This window comes from Rudanella lutea DSM 19387, assembly GCF_000383955.1.
In the GTDB taxonomy this organism is placed as follows: Bacteria; Bacteroidota; Bacteroidia; order Cytophagales; family Spirosomataceae; genus Rudanella; species Rudanella lutea.
The window spans coordinates 2,481,508-2,501,508 of the sequence record NZ_KB913013.1 but is presented as its reverse complement, the minus strand read 5'-3'; the positions used below and the strand labels follow the sequence as shown (position 1 = coordinate 2,501,508).

Annotated in this window: 17 protein-coding genes; 10 read left to right on the top strand and 7 right to left on the bottom strand. The window is 55.1% G+C overall.

Going from position 1 to position 20,001, the window contains the following annotated elements:
* Nucleotides 1-158: 158 nt before the first annotated feature.
* From pdxA to RUDLU_RS0110335, 4 genes are all read left to right on the top strand, one after another.
* On the top strand, nt 159-2,126 hold the full coding sequence (gene pdxA, locus RUDLU_RS0110350) for a 4-hydroxythreonine-4-phosphate dehydrogenase PdxA (RefSeq protein WP_019988306.1): 1,968 nt from the start codon (nt 159-161) through the stop codon (nt 2,124-2,126).
* 120 nt (nt 2,127-2,246) lie between these two features.
* The gene (locus RUDLU_RS0110345) at nt 2,247-3,134 is read left to right on the top strand and encodes a YicC/YloC family endoribonuclease (protein ID WP_019988305.1); all 888 of its coding nucleotides are present in this window, start codon (nt 2,247-2,249) and stop codon (nt 3,132-3,134) included.
* An 88-nt stretch (nt 3,135-3,222) separates the two neighbouring features.
* Nucleotides 3,223-4,155: a homoserine kinase gene (locus RUDLU_RS0110340; protein ID WP_019988304.1), complete on the top strand. Its 933-nt coding sequence runs from the start codon at nt 3,223-3,225 to the stop codon at nt 4,153-4,155.
* Nucleotides 4,156-4,239: 84 nt separating this feature from the next.
* Nucleotides 4,240-4,734, top strand: coding sequence for a hypothetical protein (locus RUDLU_RS0110335; RefSeq protein WP_019988303.1), 495 nt, complete (start codon nt 4,240-4,242; stop codon nt 4,732-4,734).
* Between the two features lie 9 nt (nt 4,735-4,743).
* Here RUDLU_RS0110335 and RUDLU_RS0110330 read toward each other — a convergent pair whose 3' ends face one another.
* The 4 genes from RUDLU_RS0110330 to RUDLU_RS0110315 form a co-directional block, all read right to left on the bottom strand.
* Entirely contained in the window at nt 4,744-6,351 is a 1,608-nt protein-coding gene (locus tag RUDLU_RS0110330) for a sensor histidine kinase (RefSeq protein WP_019988302.1), read from the bottom strand.
* Entirely contained in the window at nt 6,332-7,171 is an 840-nt protein-coding gene (locus RUDLU_RS27260) for an alpha/beta fold hydrolase (RefSeq protein WP_044129407.1), read from the bottom strand. The genes RUDLU_RS0110330 and RUDLU_RS27260 overlap by 20 nt, the downstream gene beginning before the upstream one ends.
* 197 nt (nt 7,172-7,368) lie before the next feature.
* Nucleotides 7,369-8,304, bottom strand: a complete 936-nt coding sequence (locus RUDLU_RS0110320; RefSeq protein WP_157580153.1) for a serine hydrolase — start codon at nt 8,302-8,304, stop codon at nt 7,369-7,371.
* Nucleotides 8,253-8,885, bottom strand: a complete 633-nt coding sequence (locus tag RUDLU_RS0110315; protein ID WP_019988299.1) for a ribonuclease H1 domain-containing protein — start codon at nt 8,883-8,885, stop codon at nt 8,253-8,255. The genes RUDLU_RS0110320 and RUDLU_RS0110315 overlap by 52 nt, the downstream gene beginning before the upstream one ends.
* Nucleotides 8,886-9,125: 240 nt before the next feature.
* On the opposite strand from RUDLU_RS0110315, the gene RUDLU_RS28730 reads away from it, so the two are divergent.
* The 3 genes from RUDLU_RS28730 to RUDLU_RS0110300 all read left to right on the top strand — a co-directional run bounded on the left by RUDLU_RS28730 (nt 9,126) and on the right by RUDLU_RS0110300 (nt 13,380).
* Entirely contained in the window at nt 9,126-12,176 is a 3,051-nt protein-coding gene (locus tag RUDLU_RS28730; RefSeq protein ID WP_019988298.1) for a PAS domain-containing sensor histidine kinase, read from the top strand.
* Between the two features lie 217 nt (nt 12,177-12,393).
* Nucleotides 12,394-12,969 (top strand): DUF4136 domain-containing protein, encoded by a 576-nt coding sequence (locus RUDLU_RS0110305; RefSeq protein ID WP_019988297.1) that lies wholly within the window; start codon nt 12,394-12,396, stop codon nt 12,967-12,969.
* A gap of 201 nt (nt 12,970-13,170) precedes the next feature.
* A complete protein-coding gene (locus RUDLU_RS0110300; protein ID WP_157580151.1) occupies nt 13,171-13,380 on the top strand; it encodes a hypothetical protein in 210 nt (69 codons plus the stop codon).
* 146 nt (nt 13,381-13,526) lie between these two features.
* Here the strand turns inward: RUDLU_RS0110300 and RUDLU_RS0110295 are convergent, their stop codons facing one another.
* Nucleotides 13,527-14,858: a M23 family metallopeptidase gene (locus RUDLU_RS0110295; RefSeq protein ID WP_019988295.1), complete on the bottom strand. Its 1,332-nt coding sequence runs from the start codon at nt 14,856-14,858 to the stop codon at nt 13,527-13,529.
* Between the two features lie 164 nt (nt 14,859-15,022).
* Here RUDLU_RS0110295 and RUDLU_RS0110290 point away from each other — a divergent pair, with 164 nt between their 5' ends.
* On the top strand, nt 15,023-15,538 hold the full coding sequence (locus RUDLU_RS0110290) for a DUF2231 domain-containing protein (RefSeq protein WP_019988294.1): 516 nt from the start codon (nt 15,023-15,025) through the stop codon (nt 15,536-15,538).
* A gap of 95 nt (nt 15,539-15,633) precedes the next feature.
* On the opposite strand, the gene lysS is transcribed toward RUDLU_RS0110290, so the two are convergent.
* Nucleotides 15,634-17,418, bottom strand: coding sequence for a lysine--tRNA ligase (gene lysS / locus RUDLU_RS0110285; RefSeq protein WP_019988293.1), 1,785 nt, complete (start codon nt 17,416-17,418; stop codon nt 15,634-15,636).
* Nucleotides 17,419-17,519: 101 nt separating this feature from the next.
* Nucleotides 17,520-18,641 carry a PDDEXK nuclease domain-containing protein gene (locus RUDLU_RS0110280; protein ID WP_245581652.1) on the bottom strand — a complete coding sequence of 374 codons (1,122 nt, stop codon included), beginning with the start codon at nt 18,639-18,641 and terminating at the stop codon, nt 17,520-17,522.
* Between the two features lie 159 nt (nt 18,642-18,800).
* Between RUDLU_RS0110280 and RUDLU_RS0110275 the strand changes: the two genes are divergently transcribed.
* Both RUDLU_RS0110275 and RUDLU_RS0110270 read left to right on the top strand, forming a co-directional pair.
* Complete coding sequence (locus RUDLU_RS0110275) at nt 18,801-19,676, top strand: SPFH domain-containing protein (RefSeq protein ID WP_019988291.1); 876 nt, start codon at nt 18,801-18,803, stop codon at nt 19,674-19,676.
* Between the two features lie 91 nt (nt 19,677-19,767).
* A complete protein-coding gene (locus RUDLU_RS0110270) occupies nt 19,768-19,968 on the top strand; it encodes a type II toxin-antitoxin system antitoxin (protein WP_019988290.1) in 201 nt (66 codons plus the stop codon).
* The last annotated feature ends 33 nt before the right edge of the window (nt 19,969-20,001 follow it).

The window sequence follows — 20,001 nt, the reverse complement described above, 5'->3', positions numbered from 1 at the left end:
CACTGCCTAATGAACAATGAATAAAGCGCAACGTTCGCCCGGAATGGCCTCGTTGCAAAAAATTCAGGGTTCATTGAGCCTGGAGCGTATAAGAAGCACGGCCCATGCCCCTCTGTGCACTGGAAACCGGCCCCGCCCGCTCTTAACTGATTCCAACTATGGAAGAGCGTCAGCCTGAAAAGCGCAACGATAGAAATAACGACCGCCGGAACCGAAACCGCCACCGCAACCGGGGCAATCGGTCGGGTGGACCGCGAGAAGACCGGACCCCATCGACTAAGCCCGAAGAAATTATGGCGTACGTGGACGATGAGCCCGGGGATAACACCACCGGGCCCGTAAACCGCACGCCAGCCGGAGAAACCGAAACCGGCCCTGCCCCTCGTTCTGAAAATCCACGCCCCGAGCGCCCCAACAACCGCTCCGAAGGGAACCGCAATCAGCGGCAGAACGACCGCCAGGATGCGGGCCGCTCTGAGGGGAACCGCCCGGAAGGTGGGCGTCAGGAAGGTAACCGTCAGGATACAGGTCGCCCTGACGCGGGTCGCCCTGACGCGGGCCGCCAAAACGGCGGAGGTCGCGACCATGAGAACCGTTCTGAGGGTGGCCGCCAGGAGGGTCGTCAGCAGCAACAGCCCAATGGCCGTGATCGGGACCGAAACCGGGATCGAAACCGCGATCGTGACCGGGAGCAACGCGAGCCGGAACGTGAGCGTCCCGCGCGGGAAGAGCCCCTTATTCAGGAATGGACGCGCGAAGATGAGCTTCGTCCCAGTGACCTGCGTCCGGGCGAATCGCGCATGGGCGAGCGTAAAATTAGCGACCTGGCGGGTCGTGGGGCCGATGTGGCACCTGAAGACCGGCTGGTGGTGGGTATCTCCCTCGGCGATTACAACGGCATTGGGCCGGAGGTGATTCTGAAGGCGTTGAAATACAACCAGATGCAACGCTTGTGCACCGTGGTCATTTACGGCTCTATGCGGGTGCTGAACCGGTACCGCAACCTGCTTAACCTGAAAGACTGGAACCTCAATGGGATTCAGCACGTCGGGCAGGCAAGCCATAAAATGACCAATGTCATTACGTGCTGGAACGACAGCGGACGGCCAAACCCGGCCCCGGCTCCGCAGCCCGGCTCGGCAACCGAAACGCCAGCCGGTGAGCCGCAGCCCGTTTCGGTTGCGGGCGAGCAGCCTGCTCTAGAGGCCTCCGCAGATGGAGCGACGGCCGACGTGGTAGCGGCCGACGTGGCAACGGCCGACGTGGTAACGGCCGCGCAGACCGAAACCGTACCTGCCCCCACGCCGGTGCCCTCCGCTGGAGCCGCTCCGGGGCCAGCCGTGTACGAAATTCAGCCCGGTAAGGTGACGCCCGAAGCCGGACAGGCGGCTTTTGCCTGTTTGCAGCGTGCCGTCGACGACTTGAAGGCGGGTAAGCTCGATGCCCTCGTAACCGGGCCGATCAACAAGCACAACATGCAGTCGGATGCATTCAAATTTCCCGGCCATACCGAGTATCTGGCCGAAGCCTTTGGTGTACCCGACGATCTGATGTTTATGGTGGGCGAATCGCTGCGGGTTGGTGTGGTTACGGGCCACGTGCCGCTCGGACGGGTACGCCAAAACGTGACCCGCAACGCGATCAGTCAAAAACTGACCATGATGATGCAGTCGTTGCGGCAGGACTTCGGTATTGCCAAGCCACGTATTGCGGTGCTGGGTCTCAACCCACACGCGGGCGAAAATGGTCTGCTGGGTAATGAAGAAACCGAGACCATCAGCCCGGTGATTGAAGATTGGCGGAAAAAAGGAGAACTGGTGTATGGCCCGTTCCCGGCCGATGGCTTTTTCGGCACTCGCAGTTACCGCAAATACGACGCCGTACTGGCTATGTACCACGATCAGGGTCTGATTCCCTTCAAGGCGATTGCGTTTGAAGAGGGGGTTAATTTCACGGCGGGGCTGCCCATTGTGCGTACCTCGCCCGATCACGGTACGGCCTACGACATTGCCGGAAAGAATGTAGCCGACGAAACATCCATGATTCAGGCTATTTACTTAGCCTGCGATGTAGCCCGCCGACGCAAAGAATACAAAGAAACCGAAGCTAACGCGTTAAAAAAATAAGGTTTACAGTTGGCAGTTTTCTGTTTTCAGCGATTACCGCTGCGTGGTTGAGCCACCTAAAGTGGTGAACTAGTAAGGCAAAACTCTAAACTGTAAACTTTAAACTGCAAACTCTTTTTTATGCTCAAATCCATGACTGGCTTCGGCAATGCTACCGTCGAAAGCAATAATCTGACTGTAACCGCCGAAGTAAAAACCCTCAATTCCAAGTTTTTGGACATATTCTGTCGGTTGCCCCGCCAGTTTTCGGACAAAGAAATTGAGATCCGAAACCAGCTGACGCAACAATTGGAGCGGGGTAAAGTGGAACTCTCGATCAACTACACCCGGACCGGCGAAGTGCGCTCGGGCATGGTGATCAACCGGACCCTGGTCGGGGCATACGTGCAGGACATCAAGGAGACGGCCAACGGTATGCTCATGAGTGTACCCGATGCCGACGTGCTGAAGCTGGCCCTGTCGCAACCCAATGCCTACACGGCCGAACTGCCCGACCCCGAAGCCGGCGCCAGCGATTGGTTGCTGGTGCAGCAGGCCATCAGTCAGGCTATCCAAAAATGCGACGCGTTTCGGCGGCAGGAAGGGGCCTCGCTCGAAGGCAAATTCAACGAATACATCGGCTCTATTACGGCCCGGCTGGCGGAAGTCGAAGAGCAGGATGGCCGTCGGATTCCGGCCGTCCGCGAACGGATGCGGGCCTCGGTTGTCGAGCTGCTGGGCAACGAAGAGTTCGACCGGAACCGCTTTGAGCAGGAACTGGTCTATTACGTCGAGAAATTCGACATTTCGGAAGAGAAAGTCCGTCTGAAAAACCACTTGCAGTACTTCATGGAAGTGCTGAATACCGAAGAGGCTAACGGCAAAAAATTAAACTTCATCGCACAGGAAATTGGTCGGGAAATCAACACCATTGGCTCCAAAGCCAATGATTCGGCCATTCAGCGGCTGGTCGTTCAGATGAAAGACGAGCTGGAAAAGATCAAAGAACAAACGATGAATATAATTTAGGAGGCAGGAGAGAGGAGTGAGAAACGAGAAGTGATAGAAGCCTTCTCCCTTTCCTACTTTCTCCCTTCCCTCCTTTTTTGCTTGTAACGTGGAAAAGATCAGCGTTTTTGCCCCCGCAACGGTGGCCAATGTGGCCTGCGGATTCGATATTTTTGGGTTTGCCGTCGATAGCCCCGGCGATGTGGTCGAACTGACCCGGCGCGATACGCCCGGTGTCAGCATCACCGATATTATTGGCGATGGTGGCCGGCTGCCCCGCGAAGCCGCCCGCAACACCGCCGGTATCTCGATTCAGCGTTTCCTGCAGCACATTGACCGTACCGACATTGGGGTGGATGTATTGCTGACCAAGCAAATGCCGTTGGGCAGTGGACTGGGCTCCAGCGCGGCTTCGGCGGTGGCGGGGGTGTTTGCCATCAATGAGTTGCTGGGTCGGCCATTGCAGACCATCGACCTGCTGCCGTTTGCTATGGAAGGCGAGCGCATTGCCTGCGGATCGGCCCATGCCGACAACGTGGGGCCTTCGTTGCTGGGTGGGTTTGTGGTGGTGCGGAGCTACAACCCGCTCGACGTGATAAAGCTCGATACTCCGGCGGGTATGTTTGCTACGCTTGTACACCCCGATATTGAGGTCAATACCAAAGATGCCCGGTTTATCCTGAAAAATGAGGTCTCGCTCAAAAACGCGATCACGCAGATGGGCAACGTAGCCGGGCTGGTGGCCGGCTTGCTCAAACCCGATTATGACCTCATTAGCCGGTCGATGGTCGATGTGATTATTGAGCCCGTCCGGTCGATTCTGATTCCGCAGTTTGGCGAAGTCAAACAGGCCGCTCTCGACAGTGGGGCGCTGGGATGCAGTATTTCGGGCTCAGGGCCGTCGATGTTTGCCCTATGCCGGGATCTGACCACGGCCGAGCGCGTAGGGCAGGCCATGCAGCAGGCGTTTCTGGCAGTAGGCATCACGAGCGAGGCTTACGTATCGGAAATCAACCGGCAGGGGCCGCGCGTAATCGGGTAGTCCGGTTGCCTGGAGAAACTACCTCTCTCATACGACGGCTGCCCGTTTGGGCGTTTGGAATAAACAAAGTCTTGTATCCCGCTTATGATTCGCTACTCCCGCATTCTTTGGGTTTTTCTTTTGTCAATGGGTATCATCAGCCTCGATAGCTGCCAGAAAGCCAAAACCGAGCCTGAGCCTACCACGGCCACCATTCAGGGCAACTGGAAAATAGCTGGGTTGGGGGTTAGTCCGGCATTTCAGGGGGTAACCGACCTGGCGGCTGCGCTGAAGTTTCTGGGCGAAACCTGCCTGTCCGACGTGGTGGTATCGTTCAAAACGGATGGCACGATCGCATACGACCGACCGGCCTCCTGCCAGTCGGCTCCTAACTCGCAACAGGTATTACAATTGCTGTTTGCCGGTGCCAAATACACCGAGACCGGTACGACCGTTACTCTTATCGATGCCACTAATACGCAGACGGTAGCCACTAAAATCGCTCAGGGAAATTCGATTCAGTTGAAAGCCCAGCGCGATATTAACCCCGGTGGTGCTCCCGAAAAAACGACCTATACCATCACGCTTGCGCGTCAGTAACTCACTCGCCTACGTCTGCCTCTCGGCCGACTCAGGCGCGGGCGAGAGGTTGAACAGGTGGGCCGGGAAGACGATCTGGAAAGTTGTGCCCTGCCCCAATTCGCTTTCGACAGCAATCTGAGCCCCGATTTTCTCCGTGAGAGCTTTGACAATCGATAACCCTAAACCCGATGAGTTTTCGTTGTTGGTGGGTTGCGCCGTTAACCGCTGGAATCGTTTGAAGAGCTTGGGCCGATCTTCGGGTGAAATACCCGGTCCCTGATCCTGAACGCTCACAATCAGGCTTTCATGGTGGACGTACGCGTCGATCTGCACTTTTTTGCCAAAGTCCGAAAACTTCAACGCATTGCTGATAAGGTTGTCGAGCACGCGCACCAGCGATTCGGGGTCGGTGCGCAGAATTGGCGACGAAGCGGTTGTGTTTAGTGCCAGTTCGATGTTCTTCTGCATAGCCGCACCCCGAAATCCGTCGACCACAATAGCCAGCAGATCATTTAGTTCCACCTCCATGAGCTGCACGTCCTCATCGCGGCTGATGAGCCGGTTGTAGTACACAATGCTCTCGATCAGGTTCATGCCCTTCGTCACGGTTTTCTGGCCGTACTGCACGTTTTCGAGTTGCTGCTCGTTGAGCTCGCCCGACATGGTGATGAAATTGAGCACAAAACTGAGCGTGGCCAAAGGCGATTTCAGGTCGTGCGCAATCACGCTAATTAGGCTCTCGATTTCACGATTGGCGGCCTGCAACTGGTCATTTTTTGACAGAAGCTCGTTTTGCTGATCGGCCAGTTGCTGGTTGGAGCGGTACAACTCCGACACGTCGTTGAACAACCAGATACGACCGTTAAAGTAGGGCGAACGAATCGGGCGCGACAATACGCTCAACGCCCGGTCGGGAAACGCCCAGAGCCAATTTGAGATTTCGGCATTAGGGTTTTGGATGAGCTCGCCCGCCCGGCGGTTTACCTCCTGCTGGTTGATCGCTTCGCTGCGGAGCCGCATCATACCCTGCGAGACCTCGGCCGCCGAGGGGTACAGGTTGTCGGGCTCGAGCTGAAGCAGATCGAGTGCCGCCTGATTTACCCAACTGGTATTGTCGTTTTCGTTGATACGGACGATGGCCTGCGGAACGGTAGCAAACAGAAACCGGTACTGCTGTTCGAGGGCAATTCGTTGCAACGACAGGTAGTTGACCAGTACCTTGTCGGCAAATAGCTGAAGCGAGGCTTCGAGTGGTATGCCATCGAGTGAGCGGGGCGTACACCAGCCAATGACAATCCAGCCTTTGAGGCTATAATTGTCGAGCCGCAGGCCCGCAATCTGCCCGAATTTACCCAGTAATGGGCGCAACGGACGCCGGGCCGTGAAGTGGTCCTGAAAAAAGAACGGTTTTTCCTGCGTCAGGCTGCCCAGTTGCTCAGGATCGAACAGAATGGCCCCCGATGCTGTCGGGTATTCCAGCAGCGGAGCCGCCATTGACTCGTCGCGTTCCTGCACAATACAGCAACCGTCGGCCTGAAGGTAATCGACAATCACCTCAGCCAATGCTGGCAATAACCGTGGCCCAATTTCGTGGGAGGCTACTTCCTGAAAGCGGTTAAACAGGCTCCAATCCATCAACCGGAACGTGTTGGAGGAAGGGACGAATAGCGTTCACAACCAGCTCGGGATGGCTTAAGTGTGGCAAATGTCCTTCTGTGGGTAAAATAATAAGCTGTGCGTTGGGCAACTGTTGGGTAAAATACTCACCCACGAAGCCGGGGACGGCCGAGTCGTGCTCAGGCTGAATAACCAGCACCGGGTGCGGTACATTGGCCAAAACGGCCCGGTGATCCGACTCGAATATGGTTCGGGCAATAGAAAGGCCCACATCGGGGCGCATGGCTGCGAGGGTTTGCGCAAACTGGTCAGCTACACAGGGGTTGTCGAGGTTACGGGCAATAAATGGAGCAAAGCCGCTGGCCCAACCGTAGTAGTTGCCCTTCATCTGAGCAAATAAATCATTGAGGTCTTGCTCCGAGAACCCACCCGTGTAGCCTTCATCGTTCAGGTACCGGGGCGACGACCCTATCAGCACCAACCGGCCAAACCGTTCGGGTTCCTGACTGGCGGCCAGCATACCTGTGGTGCCACCTACCGAATGCCCAATCAGATCAACCTGGGTTAGGTTGAGGGCTTCGAGGATATCGAGCAGGTCGTCGGCAAACGCATAGAGTGTTTTATAGCGCTCAGGCTTAAACTGAGCCACTGTGGTCTTGTTGGCACCTACGTAATCGAACAGAACAATACGATGGGTATTGGCAAAGGCTGGCCAAACACCATTCCAGGCAGACTGATCGGTACCAAAGCCATGCGCAAAAACCAAAGTACGATCAGACGCTATGTTCCCTTTGATCTGGACATTATTTCTAACCAGAACGTTGGTGTCTAGTGCCATATGCCTATAACTATGAATAGAGGAATATATCAGATAAAGCCTATGGATGTAGGCCCTAAACAGATTTGCGTTATAAATGTAATAGAATTAAATTCAGATTAGAAATTCATTTGTGCAAACAAATGCGCAAAGTAGCAATATTCTCAAAATAATGTCATCTATAGTTAAAAATGACTAGTATTTGTGGGTACTTATAACTAATTATGATGAATCGATGAATAGGCTAATCGAGCGATCTGGGCAATAACAGTCTCGGCAGCGATATCGGAGCCTGCCCCTTCGACAATAACCGACAGGACAAACGGCCGCGGGGCGTAAACGATACCCATATCGGCCCTGACGTAGGATAACGTGCCTGTTTTGTGGGCCACCACCAGCGGCCGGCCATCCGGTTGACGAGGTAGCCGACTGGGTATAGTAAGTGAATCTTCGTTAGCTTTCAGAAAATCGAGCATTTGCTCACACAAAGCGGGAGTTGCCACCTGACGCCGGTAAATCAGGGTCAGTAAGCGGTTCATTTCGCGGGCTGTAACGATGTTTTCACGGCCTTGCCGGGCTGCGAGGGTGTCCATCATAACCCGGTTAAGTCCGGTTTGGGTCAGGCCAAGGGTACGCATTCGGGCGTTGATAGCTTCGGGGCTTAGGTCGCCAATCAGAATATTGGTGGCGGTATTGTCGCTGCTGGTAATCATGAGCCGCACCAGATCGCGGTAGCTGATCCGGCTCCGATTGGGGTAGTCTTTCAGCACCCCCGAACCGCCAACTTTTTCCGAATCGAGCAGGATGTGTATCTCGTCCAGGTTGATACGGCCTTCGATCTCGGCAACCATCGCTTCAACCATAATCGGCACCTTAATCAGACTGGCCGAGGGTACTCGTTCGTCGGCCCGGTGGTACAGGCGCACGCTACTATCGGCGAGGGTTTCGAGCGCCACGCTCACCCGCACCGACGCGGGTAGGCTCTGAATGTACTGGGTGAGCGAATCGGGCATGGGTGAGGTAGGCGATGCGGGTGTTGCTAACCGGTGGCCGGCCGCCAGCAATGGGGTCAGTACACCCAGTAAATACCCTGTCCACCGGCTTATTTGCGACCAAAATCGGCGGGGTTTTCGCCCCAGTACTGCGTTTCCCATTTCAGAATTGGATTGGCAAAGACGTGTGTTTGTAACCAGGTTTCGGCCCGGCGGATCAGCTCAAACAGGATGGCATTATGCGGAGTAGGATCGAGCTTGGTATTTGCTTTTTTCTTCTGAACCCAGCTGATTGCGGTGCGCGAGTCGGAGTAAACCGGAATATTGCTGCCTTTCTGATGAAGCAGGGCCAACGCATGCACTATGGCCAGAAACTCACCGATGTTGTTGGTGCCGTCGGGGTAGGGCCCCATCAGAAACAGCCGTTGGCGGGTAGCCAGATAAATGCCCTGATACTCCATGTCGCCGGTGGCAGTATTCCAGGCCGCGTCGACCACGAGGCTATCGGTATTGGGTTCGCCCACAAACAGGCGATTCGGGCTTTTTTTGGCCGCGCCGGGGCTTGCGCCGATGTGTTCGTGAGGTTTATCGCGAAAGGCTTTGAGGGCTTCGGCTTTGCTATCAAACGATTTATACAGCGCTTTGTCGAAGCCGTGAGTTTGCGCTTTGCACTCGTCCCACGAATCGAAAACGCCGGTTTGTCGTCCGCGCCAGACAACATAAAATTTTGGTTTTTTGGCCATTAGCAAAGGGGATGGCGCCAATCGGTAGCCGTCGCGCGTGGTCGTCGGTACCGGATTCCTGGCGTCTTTCGGGACAAAAGTAGTGATTCGGGCGGGCAATCGCACCTGCTGGCGCGTTGCGCCGGTTCCCTCTTGCCTCCGCCCTAAGTTAATTGAAGTAACCTAAAACCAGATGTTTACCGTCGGCTTGCCTGTTTTGTCGTAATTTAGGGTTCCTTTACCACCAGTTCTACTCAACCGATGACGCCTAACCTACCCGCCCGTTTGCTGCTTACCCAATTTTTTGATGCCATTTCCGACGCTGCCGTGTATCTGGAAGCGGTTCGCGATAGCCAACACCAACTGGTGGATTTTCGGCTGACGGCGGGCAACGAAAAAGGAGGCAAACTCATTGCCGAAGGTTTATTTCAGGCCGGCTGGGGGGCGCAGCTGCTGGGCGATGAACCCGGTCGGCAGGCGATGTTTCAGCCCCAGTTTCGGCAGCACGCGTCGTTGCTGCAAACGGGCGAAGTTGAGGAGTTCGATTTGTTGCATCCGGGCCTTCATCAGATTGTACGGGTTACCCGAAGCCGACTGGGCGATGGGGTGTTGGTGCTCATTAAGGAGGTAGCCCAAACCGGACCTGATGAGTCGCTCAGTCTGACGGAGTTGCTCAGTGGTATTCTGGAGGCCTCGCTCAACGGCATTATCACCTACGAGGCCATTACAGATGAGCAGGGTACTATTACCGACTTCCGGTTTGTGCGGCTCAACAATGCTGCCCGCCAAATGCTCAGTTTGTCGGAAAACGTGGTGGGGAAGCCCATGATCGAGCAGATTCCGGGGGTGAAAGAGTCGGGGTTGTTCGACAAGTTTGTGCGCGTTGTGGAAACGGGGCACCCCAACCGATTCGAGACGCCTTTTCCGGCTGGTGACCGGCTGTTGTGGTACGATATGGTGGTGGTGAAGCTGGGTAACGGCTTCGTGATTACGTTCAATGATATAACCGAGGGCAAAGAAAGTGCCCTGCTCAATGAACAGCAGCGGCTCCAGCTCGACAGCATCATGAACGCGTCGCTCAGTGGGGTGGCCGCATTTGAAGCTATCCGGGAGGAGGGCGAAATTGTGGATTATACGCTCGTTCGCTACAACTCCGAAGCGGCCCGCGTATTCGGTTTCGTGGGCGACATGCGTGGGCAGCGGTTGCTCCCGCACGTGCCGGGGCTGGTTGAAGCAGGGTTGTTTTCGGTATACCGCCGGGTCACCCAAACGGGTACGCCTGAGCGGCTACAGATCGAATTACCGGCGCAGGGAGGCTGGTTCGATGTGGGGGTGGCTAAGTTCGATGATGGATTTGTCACTACGTTCAACGATATAAGCCAGATTCAGGAGGCCAACGCCGAGGTGGCGCGTCAGAAAAGCCTGCTCCAGAGCGTGCTTGATAACTCGCTCAACAACGTGTTTGTATACGAAGCCATACGCGACGATGCGGGTGGAATTATTGATCTGCGGCTAAAGCTGGCCAATGCGGCCGCTCAGCGCGATGTGCTGAACGCGTACGACACCGACCCCGTGGGAAAAACACTACTGGAGTTTTTGCCTACCTCACGAACCACCGGGCAGTTCAATGTGTATGCTCAGGTCATTGAAACGGGGAAGCCCGTCCGAACGGAACACTATTACCCGGATGTAAAAGTCTGGTACGAGACGGCGGTGGCCAAGTTGGGGGATGGGTGTGTCGTAACAGGGATCAATATTACCCAGCGCAAGCAGGCGGCTCTGGAAAAAGACCGGCAACGCACCCTGCTCGATGGCGTTTTGAACGCATCGCAGGACGCTATTCTGGTATTTGAAGCCATTCGGGAGCCCGACGGCACCATTCGCGACCTCCGTTACACCCATGTTAATTCAACGGCGCACGAAATGTTTGGCAGTCCGGCTTACGATATCAACCGGACTACGTATCTGCAACGGTACCCCAGCGCGCAACCGAATCTGTTCATGACCTATTGCCGGGTTATCGAAACAGGCGAACCGTTTCATCAGGAAATTCGCCAGCAGACTAATCAGGTTGAGAAGTGGTTCGATGTCACGGCCGTTAAATTGAGCGATGGAGTCGTGGTGTCGGTGCGGGACATCAGCAGCCGCAAACAGGCCGAATTGCGCATCGAAGAAGCCGCAGCGGAGCTGCAAACGGTGATCGATACGTCGCAAACGGGTATTTTCCTGTTTAGTCCCGCACGCAACGATGCGGGTGAGCTGGTCGATTTCCGGTTCAGGGTCGCCAATCGGCGTCTGGCGTCGTACATCGGGCAGGAGCCAGACATTCTTATTGGAGGTCTCGGAAGTGAGTGGTTTCCCGGTTATCAGAAAAATGGTTTGTTTGATGCGTATCGGCGCGTCTACGAAACCGGCCTTCAGGAACGATTCGATTTCCACTACGAGACCGATGGTATTGATGCCTGGTTCGACATTATGGCCACCAAAGCAGGTGACGATGTGCTTGTCACTTTTGCCGATTACACTCCGCTCAAGCAGTTACAACAGCAACTCGAAACCCTGGTGGGCGACTTGCAGCGCTCGAATCAGAATCTGGAACAGTTTGCCTATGTGGCCAGCCATGATTTGCAGGAGCCGCTGCGGAAAATTGTTGGTTTCGGGGATATTGTCCAGGCTCAGTATGCCGATCAACTGGGTGAAAACGGAGCTGATCTGATTCGGCGGATGCAGTCGGCGGCCGCCCGAATGCAGGTGCTCATCAAAGATGTGTTGACTTATTCGCGGCTGGCTACCAAACGCGAAACCACCGAACCCGTCGACCTGAATCTGCTGGTTGAGGGCGTGTTGAGCGACCTCGAACGAGCACTCGACGAGAAAAAAGCCACGGTGTACGTGGATCCGCTCCCAACTCTTCACGGCGATGCCTCGCAGTTGCGGCAGCTCTTTCAGAATCTGATTGCCAATGCGCTCAAGTTCACCAAAGCCGATGGTACCCCGGTGGTGCGGATTACCGCCCGGCAGGTTGTCGGTCGCGATACCGACGGCCTGGCCCCTGTTGTCGATGCCAGCCGTTTGTACCACCTTATCGAGGTAAGCGACAACGGAATTGGTTTCGATCCGCAGCATGCCGACCGAATATTTCAGGTATTTCAGCGGTTGCATAGCCGAACGAGCTACGAGGGTACCGGTATTGGGCTGGCCATTGTGCAGAAGGTAGTCGAGAACCATCACGGCTACGTCAGAGCAAAGGGGGTTACAGACGGGGGAGCCACGTTTCAGGTCTTGTTTCCGGTGCCGGTTGTGGGCCGATAGTGTTTTAACATTCCTTAACAGGGGTGTAAATTTGTGTTTTGTCTATTGATGGGTAAGGTTCTGGCTGTTAGTAGTTTATTGGTCAGGTGGGCTTGCGGATTCAGGCTTAAAAACCGAACTTCTGCAACACCGGTTTCGTTATTAAGGTAACCTATACAACAAGAGCCTTTTTCTTCGTTTTGTAGTTGGTTAATGACCCAGCAAAGTTGTTTATAACATGAAAATCAAAGCCATAATTGCCAGTCTGTTCGTAGCCGGAACGATGGTTGCCTGTGCGCCCGCCGTTACCGTTCGTTACGATTATGACCCTAAAGTGAACGTTCGCCAGTTTGCTACCTACCGCATTGAGGCCGACCGGCAGCGTAATGCCGACCCTATTGTGGGCAGCAACCTGAACCAGCGTCGGATTGCCGACGCCCTCGATCAGTCGCTGAAGGGCCGCGGGTACAAACCCGTTGAAAGTGGAGAGGCCGATCTGGTCGTACGGTTCTTTACCGACTCGCGCGACCGGCAGCAGATTCAGTCTAACAACACCATGAGTCCGTGGGGTTTTGGCTGGGGTGGTTGGGGCTACCCTAACCAGGTGTATTCGCGCCAATATGAAGAAAACCGGGTTGTGGTCAATGTGTACGACGCCCGTACCAACGACATTATCTGGCAGGGCTGGGCAACCGGTCAGCTGAACAACCGCCGGAAAGAGCGTGAGCGCGATGCCGCTTTCCGCGAAACGGTGACCAGTATCATGAAAAACTTCCCGGAGAGCGCCGGACAGGACTACGGCGCCCAACGGTAAGTGGAAATACTTGAACAAGTGGTCAGAAAAATCTGAACAATTATTCAAGTATTAATAGCACTGCTTAGTTTGGAACACCAATTGTAAGAATCCCTGGTTGATCCGAACCAGGGATTTTTTGTGCCTTGTGGTTTCATTATCTTGCATACTTATTAAGCCCAAATGGCATCAGGTAATCGTGGAATTGTATGGTCGTTACTAATGGCAATCGTCGTCCTTTTGCTGGGATTGATGGGGCTGTTGTACGTGTCCTATAACCGCGATCAGCAGTATCAGGGCGAAATTCAGGACCTTAGGCAGAAGTTAGCCGATAAGGATAATCAGTTGCAGATCCTGCGGAGTCAGATCCGGCAAATGCCCAGCCCACCCGATACCAGCTGGGAAACCCGCCCCGACACCGCCTTGCGGTAGCTGGTATTCTTTTTGTCAGGGCGAGAAATGTACGCGAATAAGAGGGGAGCCGTTTCGCAAAAATCAGGCCATTTCATAACACTTTATTTCCTGGAAAATACATTGAAGTAGCCAAAACGCCACTTTATGTAGTTTAGTTGCCCCGTTCAGAACCGTTCGACCCAGCCTGTAAGACCCCCGGCAAGCCTGACAAGCTGATGGGTGTCGGTTAGGCCGAGTACGTCGACAACGGTGTTGGTGGCTAATTCCACGATAACCCCTCCCTGCGGATGCGCCCGGTCGAGGAGGGGGGCCGGGCGGGGTAAGGTGAGCCGACGCAACGGTTTAGCCGCCCGTTCAACCGTGCTATTTGCTACGTACCCCACCCGGCTGTCGGGCAGTTCGACCCGGAGCCATTCGGTGGTGCCGCCGAGCAGGGTCAGCAGGGCCGAGCGGGTGAGTTCTTCTACTACCGGTGCATCGGGTTTGGGGGCCGTACGTATAAGCGCCCGCGTAGTGCCTACCCGTACGGAGTCGCCCAGACGGTCGGGGTTGAGTAAGGCCTGCCGGGCCGGACCGCTGCCCCGCCTGATATACGGGAGCGGGTCAACGGCGCCTTCGCCAAACGTATAAATACCGAAGTGCAGGTGCGGAGCTGTGGTGCGGGCGTTGCCGGTATTGCCCACAAACCCGACGGTATCACCGACCGACACACGCTGCCCATCGGTTACGTTCCAACGGTCGAGGTGGGCGTAGTAAAGGTTCTGATTGCGGGCGTTGTCGGAGAGGAAAACGATGTTGCCCCCCAGCTGATTGACGCCTACCCGCGTAATAAGCCCATCAGACCCGGCCAAAACGGGTGTACCTCTGGGGGCGAAAATATCTACCCCTTCGTGCCGACGCCGACCGCCGTCGCGCGGCACGCCAAAATAACTGCTGATCTGTCGGCTGTCGAGTCCCTGCACGGGGAAGCTGAGTACGGGCTCGCGCGTGACCGAAATGGTGTACCGCCCTGACCGGAGCAGTTCGGGCTGAATCCGAATCAGGTGCGGTCGAGACCGGCGGGGCTCCCACGTAAGCACGTTGGTGTCGGCTCTGGCCGATACCGCCCGGTCGGGTCGTTTCTGCTCGTCGAGGCTAAATACGTCGATAAACACCTGCGTATCGGGCTGCCCCTGCACCTCGACCCGAATAATAAGCCGATCTCCGCGTTGGGCGTTGATCTGATAACCCACGGCAAACGGGCGGTTGGCCGAGAAATAGCCGCTTTCGCGGTACGGCACCGATATTCGGAGCGAATCGCGAAGGGCACGTTCGCCCGCGGCTACCCAGTCGCGGCCGAGGGCGGTTCGGTTGAGCCGGGCTTCGGTGAGGGAGCGGGCGTACTGGTCGTGTGGCGAGGTTGATTTGAAAATACCACCGGCGGGCCCCGATGAGGTACAGGCCTCGGTCAGTGCCAGAAGGCTCAGAAGTGGCAGAATTTGAAGAAAGCGTTTCATACGTTGTGGCACAGTTCGGGTAGCTGCAAACTACCCGGTGGGTAGCGGTATCCTCAAAACACCGGGACGGGTAAATGGTTGGCCACTCCGTTACTGGCGGGCGGGTTAATCGAACAAACGGCCTTTGGGTCTGTTATCGAGCTACATAAACGCACTCAACAACTATGGAAAGCAAGGCAAAGGTATTGGGGCACCCAATTCACCCTATTCTGATCGTGTTTCCGCTGGGGCTGCTCTCGGCCTCGGTGATTTTTGATATTGTGTATCTGCTCACCAACACGGCCTCGTTTACGCTGGTGTCGTTCTGGACGCTCGTAGGCGGCTTACTTGGGGGTTTGGTAGCGGCTGTGCCGGGCTGGATCGACTGGTCGGCTATTCCGGCGGGTACCCGCGCCAAGCGGGTAGGACTGGCCCATGGGCTGGGCAATGTGGTGGTACTACTGCTATTTGCGGGCAGTTGGCTGTTCCGGCGCGATGAGCCCGGTTATCTGCCTTCGACGGTTGCCCTGGGCCTGTCGTTTGTGGCGTTTGCTATTGCAGGTGTGACGGGCTGGCTCGGGGGCGAGCTAGTCGACCGGCTGGGGGTTGGTGTGGACGATGGCGCTAATCTGAACGCGCCGAACTCGCTTTCTGACCGCCGGGCGTCGGGCGCACACCCGGTGGTGAATGCGGTACGATAAGTAAAGAGTGAAAGAGCGAATGAGTGAAAGAGTGATGGGTTAAGCGGTAGTTGGAATACCGAACCTCGCTCTTTCACTCATTCGCTCTTTCACCTTTATTCAACCCACGCCTTCACCTCCTCAACTTTGGGCATCGGAACGTCGGTCATTTTGAGTTTTTTGCGGACACCACCCAGGTCGTTGAACAATTTGTTAGGGTTGGCCGCTTTCAGCTGAGCTACCGTCATGAAGCCCAGTTGCTGAATGGCGGGTACCCATTCGGCCGGTACGCCAGCTGCCACAAAATCGGCTTCCGTTGAGACTTCGGCTTTCTTTTCGGGGCGCATCTGCGGGAAGAACAGAACCTCCTGAATGCTCGGCTGATTGGTCATGATCATCGTGAGCCGGTCGATACCCAGCCCAACGCCCGCCGTGGGCGGCATGCCGTACTCCAGGGCGCGGAGGAAGTCTTCGTCCATGGCCATCGCTTCGTCGTCGCCCCGCTTGGCGAGTTCGAGTTGCTCCTCAAAACGGGCGCGCTGATCGAGCGGATCGTTGAGTTCGGAATAAGCGTTGGCAATTTCTTTTCCGTTACAAATAGCCTCGAAACGCTCCACCAGACCCGGTTTGCTCCGGTGTTTCTTGGTCAGGGGCGACATCTCGACGGGGTAGTCGGTGATGAAGGTCGGCTGGATCAGGTTGGGCTCGCAGGCTTCCCCGAAAATCTCGTCGATCAACTTCGACTTACCCATCGATGAGTCCGTTTTGATTCCCCGGCTTTCGGCTACCTGCCGCAGGGCATCTTCGTCCATTGCCGACACATCTACACCCGTGAACTCCTGAATGGCTTCGAACATCGTCAGGCGTTTCCAGGGACGCTTGAAATCAATCACGTTCGGGCCAACGGGTACTTTGGTAGTGCCGGTCACGTCGATGGCCACTTTTTCCACCATCTCCTCGATGGTGTCCATCATCCAGTTGTAGTCTTTGTAGGCCACGTAAAACTCCACCTGCGTGAACTCGGGGTTGTGCGTCCGGTCCATGCCCTCGTTGCGGAAGTCTTTGGCAAACTCAAACACGCCGTCGTAGCCACCTACAATCAACCGCTTCAGGTACAGCTCGTTGGCAATGCGCAAGTAGAGCGTCATATCGAGCGTGTTGTGGTGGGTCATGAACGGGCGGGCGGCTGCCCCTCCGTGAATGGGCTGCAAAATGGGCGTTTCCACTTCCAGATACCCTTTGTCGGTCAGGTATTGGCGGATGGAGTTAACCAGTTTGCTGCGCTTGATGAACGTGTCGCGAACTTGTGGATTCACAATCAGATCCACGTACCGCTGCCGGTAGCGCAGCTCGGGGTCGGTGAAGGCGTCGTAGGTTTCTTTTTCGCCGGTTTTTTCGTTCACCACCTCTTTCACCACGGGCAGAGGCCGCAGCGATTTGGTGAGCAGCTTAAACTGCTTTACATACACCGACAACTCGCCCGTTTGGGTCGTAAACACATGGCCTTCGATACCGATGATGTCGCCAATGTCGAGGAGTTTTTTAAAGACCGTATTGTACAGCGTTTTGTCGTCGCCGGGGCAGAGGTCGTCGCGCCGGAAGTACAGCTGAAGCCGCCCGGCCGAGTCCTGCATTTCGGCAAACGACGCGTTGCCCATAATCCGGAAACCCATCAGGCGCCCGGCCAACCGGACCTGTCCGTAGGTGGCATCGTTAGCGAAATCGAGGTGCGATTCGTAGCCGCCCTGTGTTTCGGCCCCGGTGCGGTCGGCAAAGGCATCGCGGAGTTGCTGCGTTGTGTGTGTAACGTCGAAGAGTTCGGCGGGGTAGGGGTCAATGCCCATTCGCATCAGTTCTTCGCGCTTATTTCGGCGGAGGATTTCTTGTTCGCTTAAAATCATGAACCATGATTTACAGGATTTTCCTGATGTCCCTGTAAATGAAGTTGCAAAATTAATGGATTATGGGAAAGGACGCGTGAAATCGAAAACGGGTTGCCGTGTTACTCTCCTTTTTTTCGTGCGGCAACACCGGTCGATTGAAGCTCACGCTCCAGCTCTTCAATAGTCGGCAACGTGCCTTTCAGTTCTTTTGGGATGCTTTCGGTCAGTTGATATGCCGAAATTCCAATCGGTTTATTGATGTCTTTCAACGCGTACTCGGCAATTACCCGATCTTTGTCCTGACAAATCAACAGGCCGATGCTTGGCTGGTCGGCTTCCGTTTTGAGTTGGGCATCTACCACCGACAGATAGAAGTTCAATTTTCCGGCATATTCTGGCTGGAACTTACCGCGTTTCAATTCGATGACAACGTAGCAGCGCAATTTCAGATGGTAAAAGAGAAGGTCGAGGTAAAAATCCTGATCGCTTACTTCCAGATGGTATTGCTTACCGACATACGCAAATCCGGCTCCAAGTTCCAGTAAAAACCGGGTGATGTGGCCCGTAAGGGCATCTTCCAAATCGCGTTCCTGGTAATCTTCCCGCAAGGTCAGAAAGTCGAATATATACGGGTCTTTAATCAGCTGCTGGGCCAAATCCGACTGCGGGGCTGGTAAACGATGCTCGAAATTGGTAATCGCCTTGCCCTGCCGCTCGTGCAGACCCGACTTGATCTGTAAGCTTAGTACATCACGTGACCAGCCGTGTTCGGAGGCTTTTGCCATGTAGAACAGGCGTGTTTCTGGCTGTTTTATCTTCTCCAGCAAGATTAGGTGATGCGACCACGGCAATTGGGCAACGGCCCGTTGCCCAATTGTAAAATCAGGATAAGCAGCCGCAAACTGACGCATATATTTAATGTTGCGGTGAGACAATCCCTGCATTTCTGGAAATTCGCGTTGCAAGTCAGTAGCGATTTGAGCAGTAACTCTTTCGCCCCATTTCGCCTTGTCCAGACGAGTTAGAATTGCGTTGCCAATATGCCAGTAAAGCCGCAATAGTTCGGCGTTGGCGGCAACTGTGGCGCGTAAGCGGGCCTGCCGGATTTCGGTCTTCAGTTCATCCAGAAGCTGAACATAATTGTCGGGTAAGGTCTGTGCCATAACGTGACAAGTTAGGAAGTCGGAGGTGGAAGTTAATGGATTATGGGAAAGGACCTGTGAAATAGAAAAGGTTAGCACGTCGAAAGTCCAATCCTGCTTATTGATGTCTTTCAGTCAGAGGCTGCCGGGGTGCATTCAACCGCTTGCCCTTTGCCCCGTCCGCCCATCCGAAACCCGGCGGGCGGTTTTCGTTTGTGTTATACTATTGTGCTATCAATTTGCTATCAATTCTAAACCATGAACGAAAAAAGTTTATCCTCCATTTCGGGCTATGTCCTCCTGGCCGTTGGCCTGCTACTGCTTGTACTACCTGTCTTTATTTTCATGATGGGCGCTCAATCGGGTAGTCCGGTGCTGTTTATTACCCTGGCGGTTCTGGTATTTCTGACGGGTATTATTCTACTGACGGGGCTATCCGTTATCAATCCCAACGAAGCCGTGGTCACTACTTTCTTTGGTGATTATACCGGCACCATGCGACAGAATGGACTGCGGTGGGTGAACCCCTTTTACTCGAAAAAGAAGATCAGCCTCCGCGCCCGTAACCTGAATGGTCAGACCCTGAAGGTGAACGACAAAATGGGTAATCCCATCGACATTGCCGCCGTGGTGGTGTGGCAAGTGACCGATACCGCCAAAGCCCTGTTTGAAGTAGACGATTACACCCTGTTTGTGCAGATTCAGTCGGAAGCGGCCGTGCGGCACTTAGCCAACTCGCACGCCTACGACAATACCGAAGACGAAAGTGCCGAAATCACCCTGCGCGACAATTCGGGCCGCATCAACGACGTACTGGAAGCCGAGCTGAACGAGCGGCTGTCGCGGGCGGGCGTTACGATCATCGAAGCCCGGATCAGCCACCTGGCCTACGCTCCCGAAATTGCGGGTGCGATGTTGCAGCGGCAGCAGGCGTCGGCCGTGGTAGCCGCCCGGAAACAGATTGTGGACGGGGCCGTGGGTATGGTCGAAATGGCGCTTGAGCGTCTGGCCCAGAAAAACGTGGTGCAACTGGACGAGGAGCGGAAAGCCGCCATGGTGAGCAACCTGCTCGTGGTACTTTGTGGAGAGAAAAACGTGAGCCCGGTCGTCAACGCGGGAACGCTTTATCAGTAAGCAGTGAACAACGAACAGTGAACAGTGAACAACGAACAGTTTTGGTTAACCCTGCCTGTTCGTTGTTCACTGTTCACTGTTCACTGAAATTATGGCTACCGAAAAAAAAGCATTTGTTCTTCGGATCAATCCCGACACGCTGAAGGAACTCGAACGCTGGGCGCAGGAAGAGTTTCGGAGTGTGAACGGGCAAATTGAGTTTATATTGAGTGAGGCTCTGCGGAAGCGGAAAAGTAAACCCAACACGGGTGTCCAGCCGACGAGTGGCCGCGACGAGGAGTCGGACCAATAGTGTGCCGGTTTGTGAACGTGCGGGGGTTTGCCT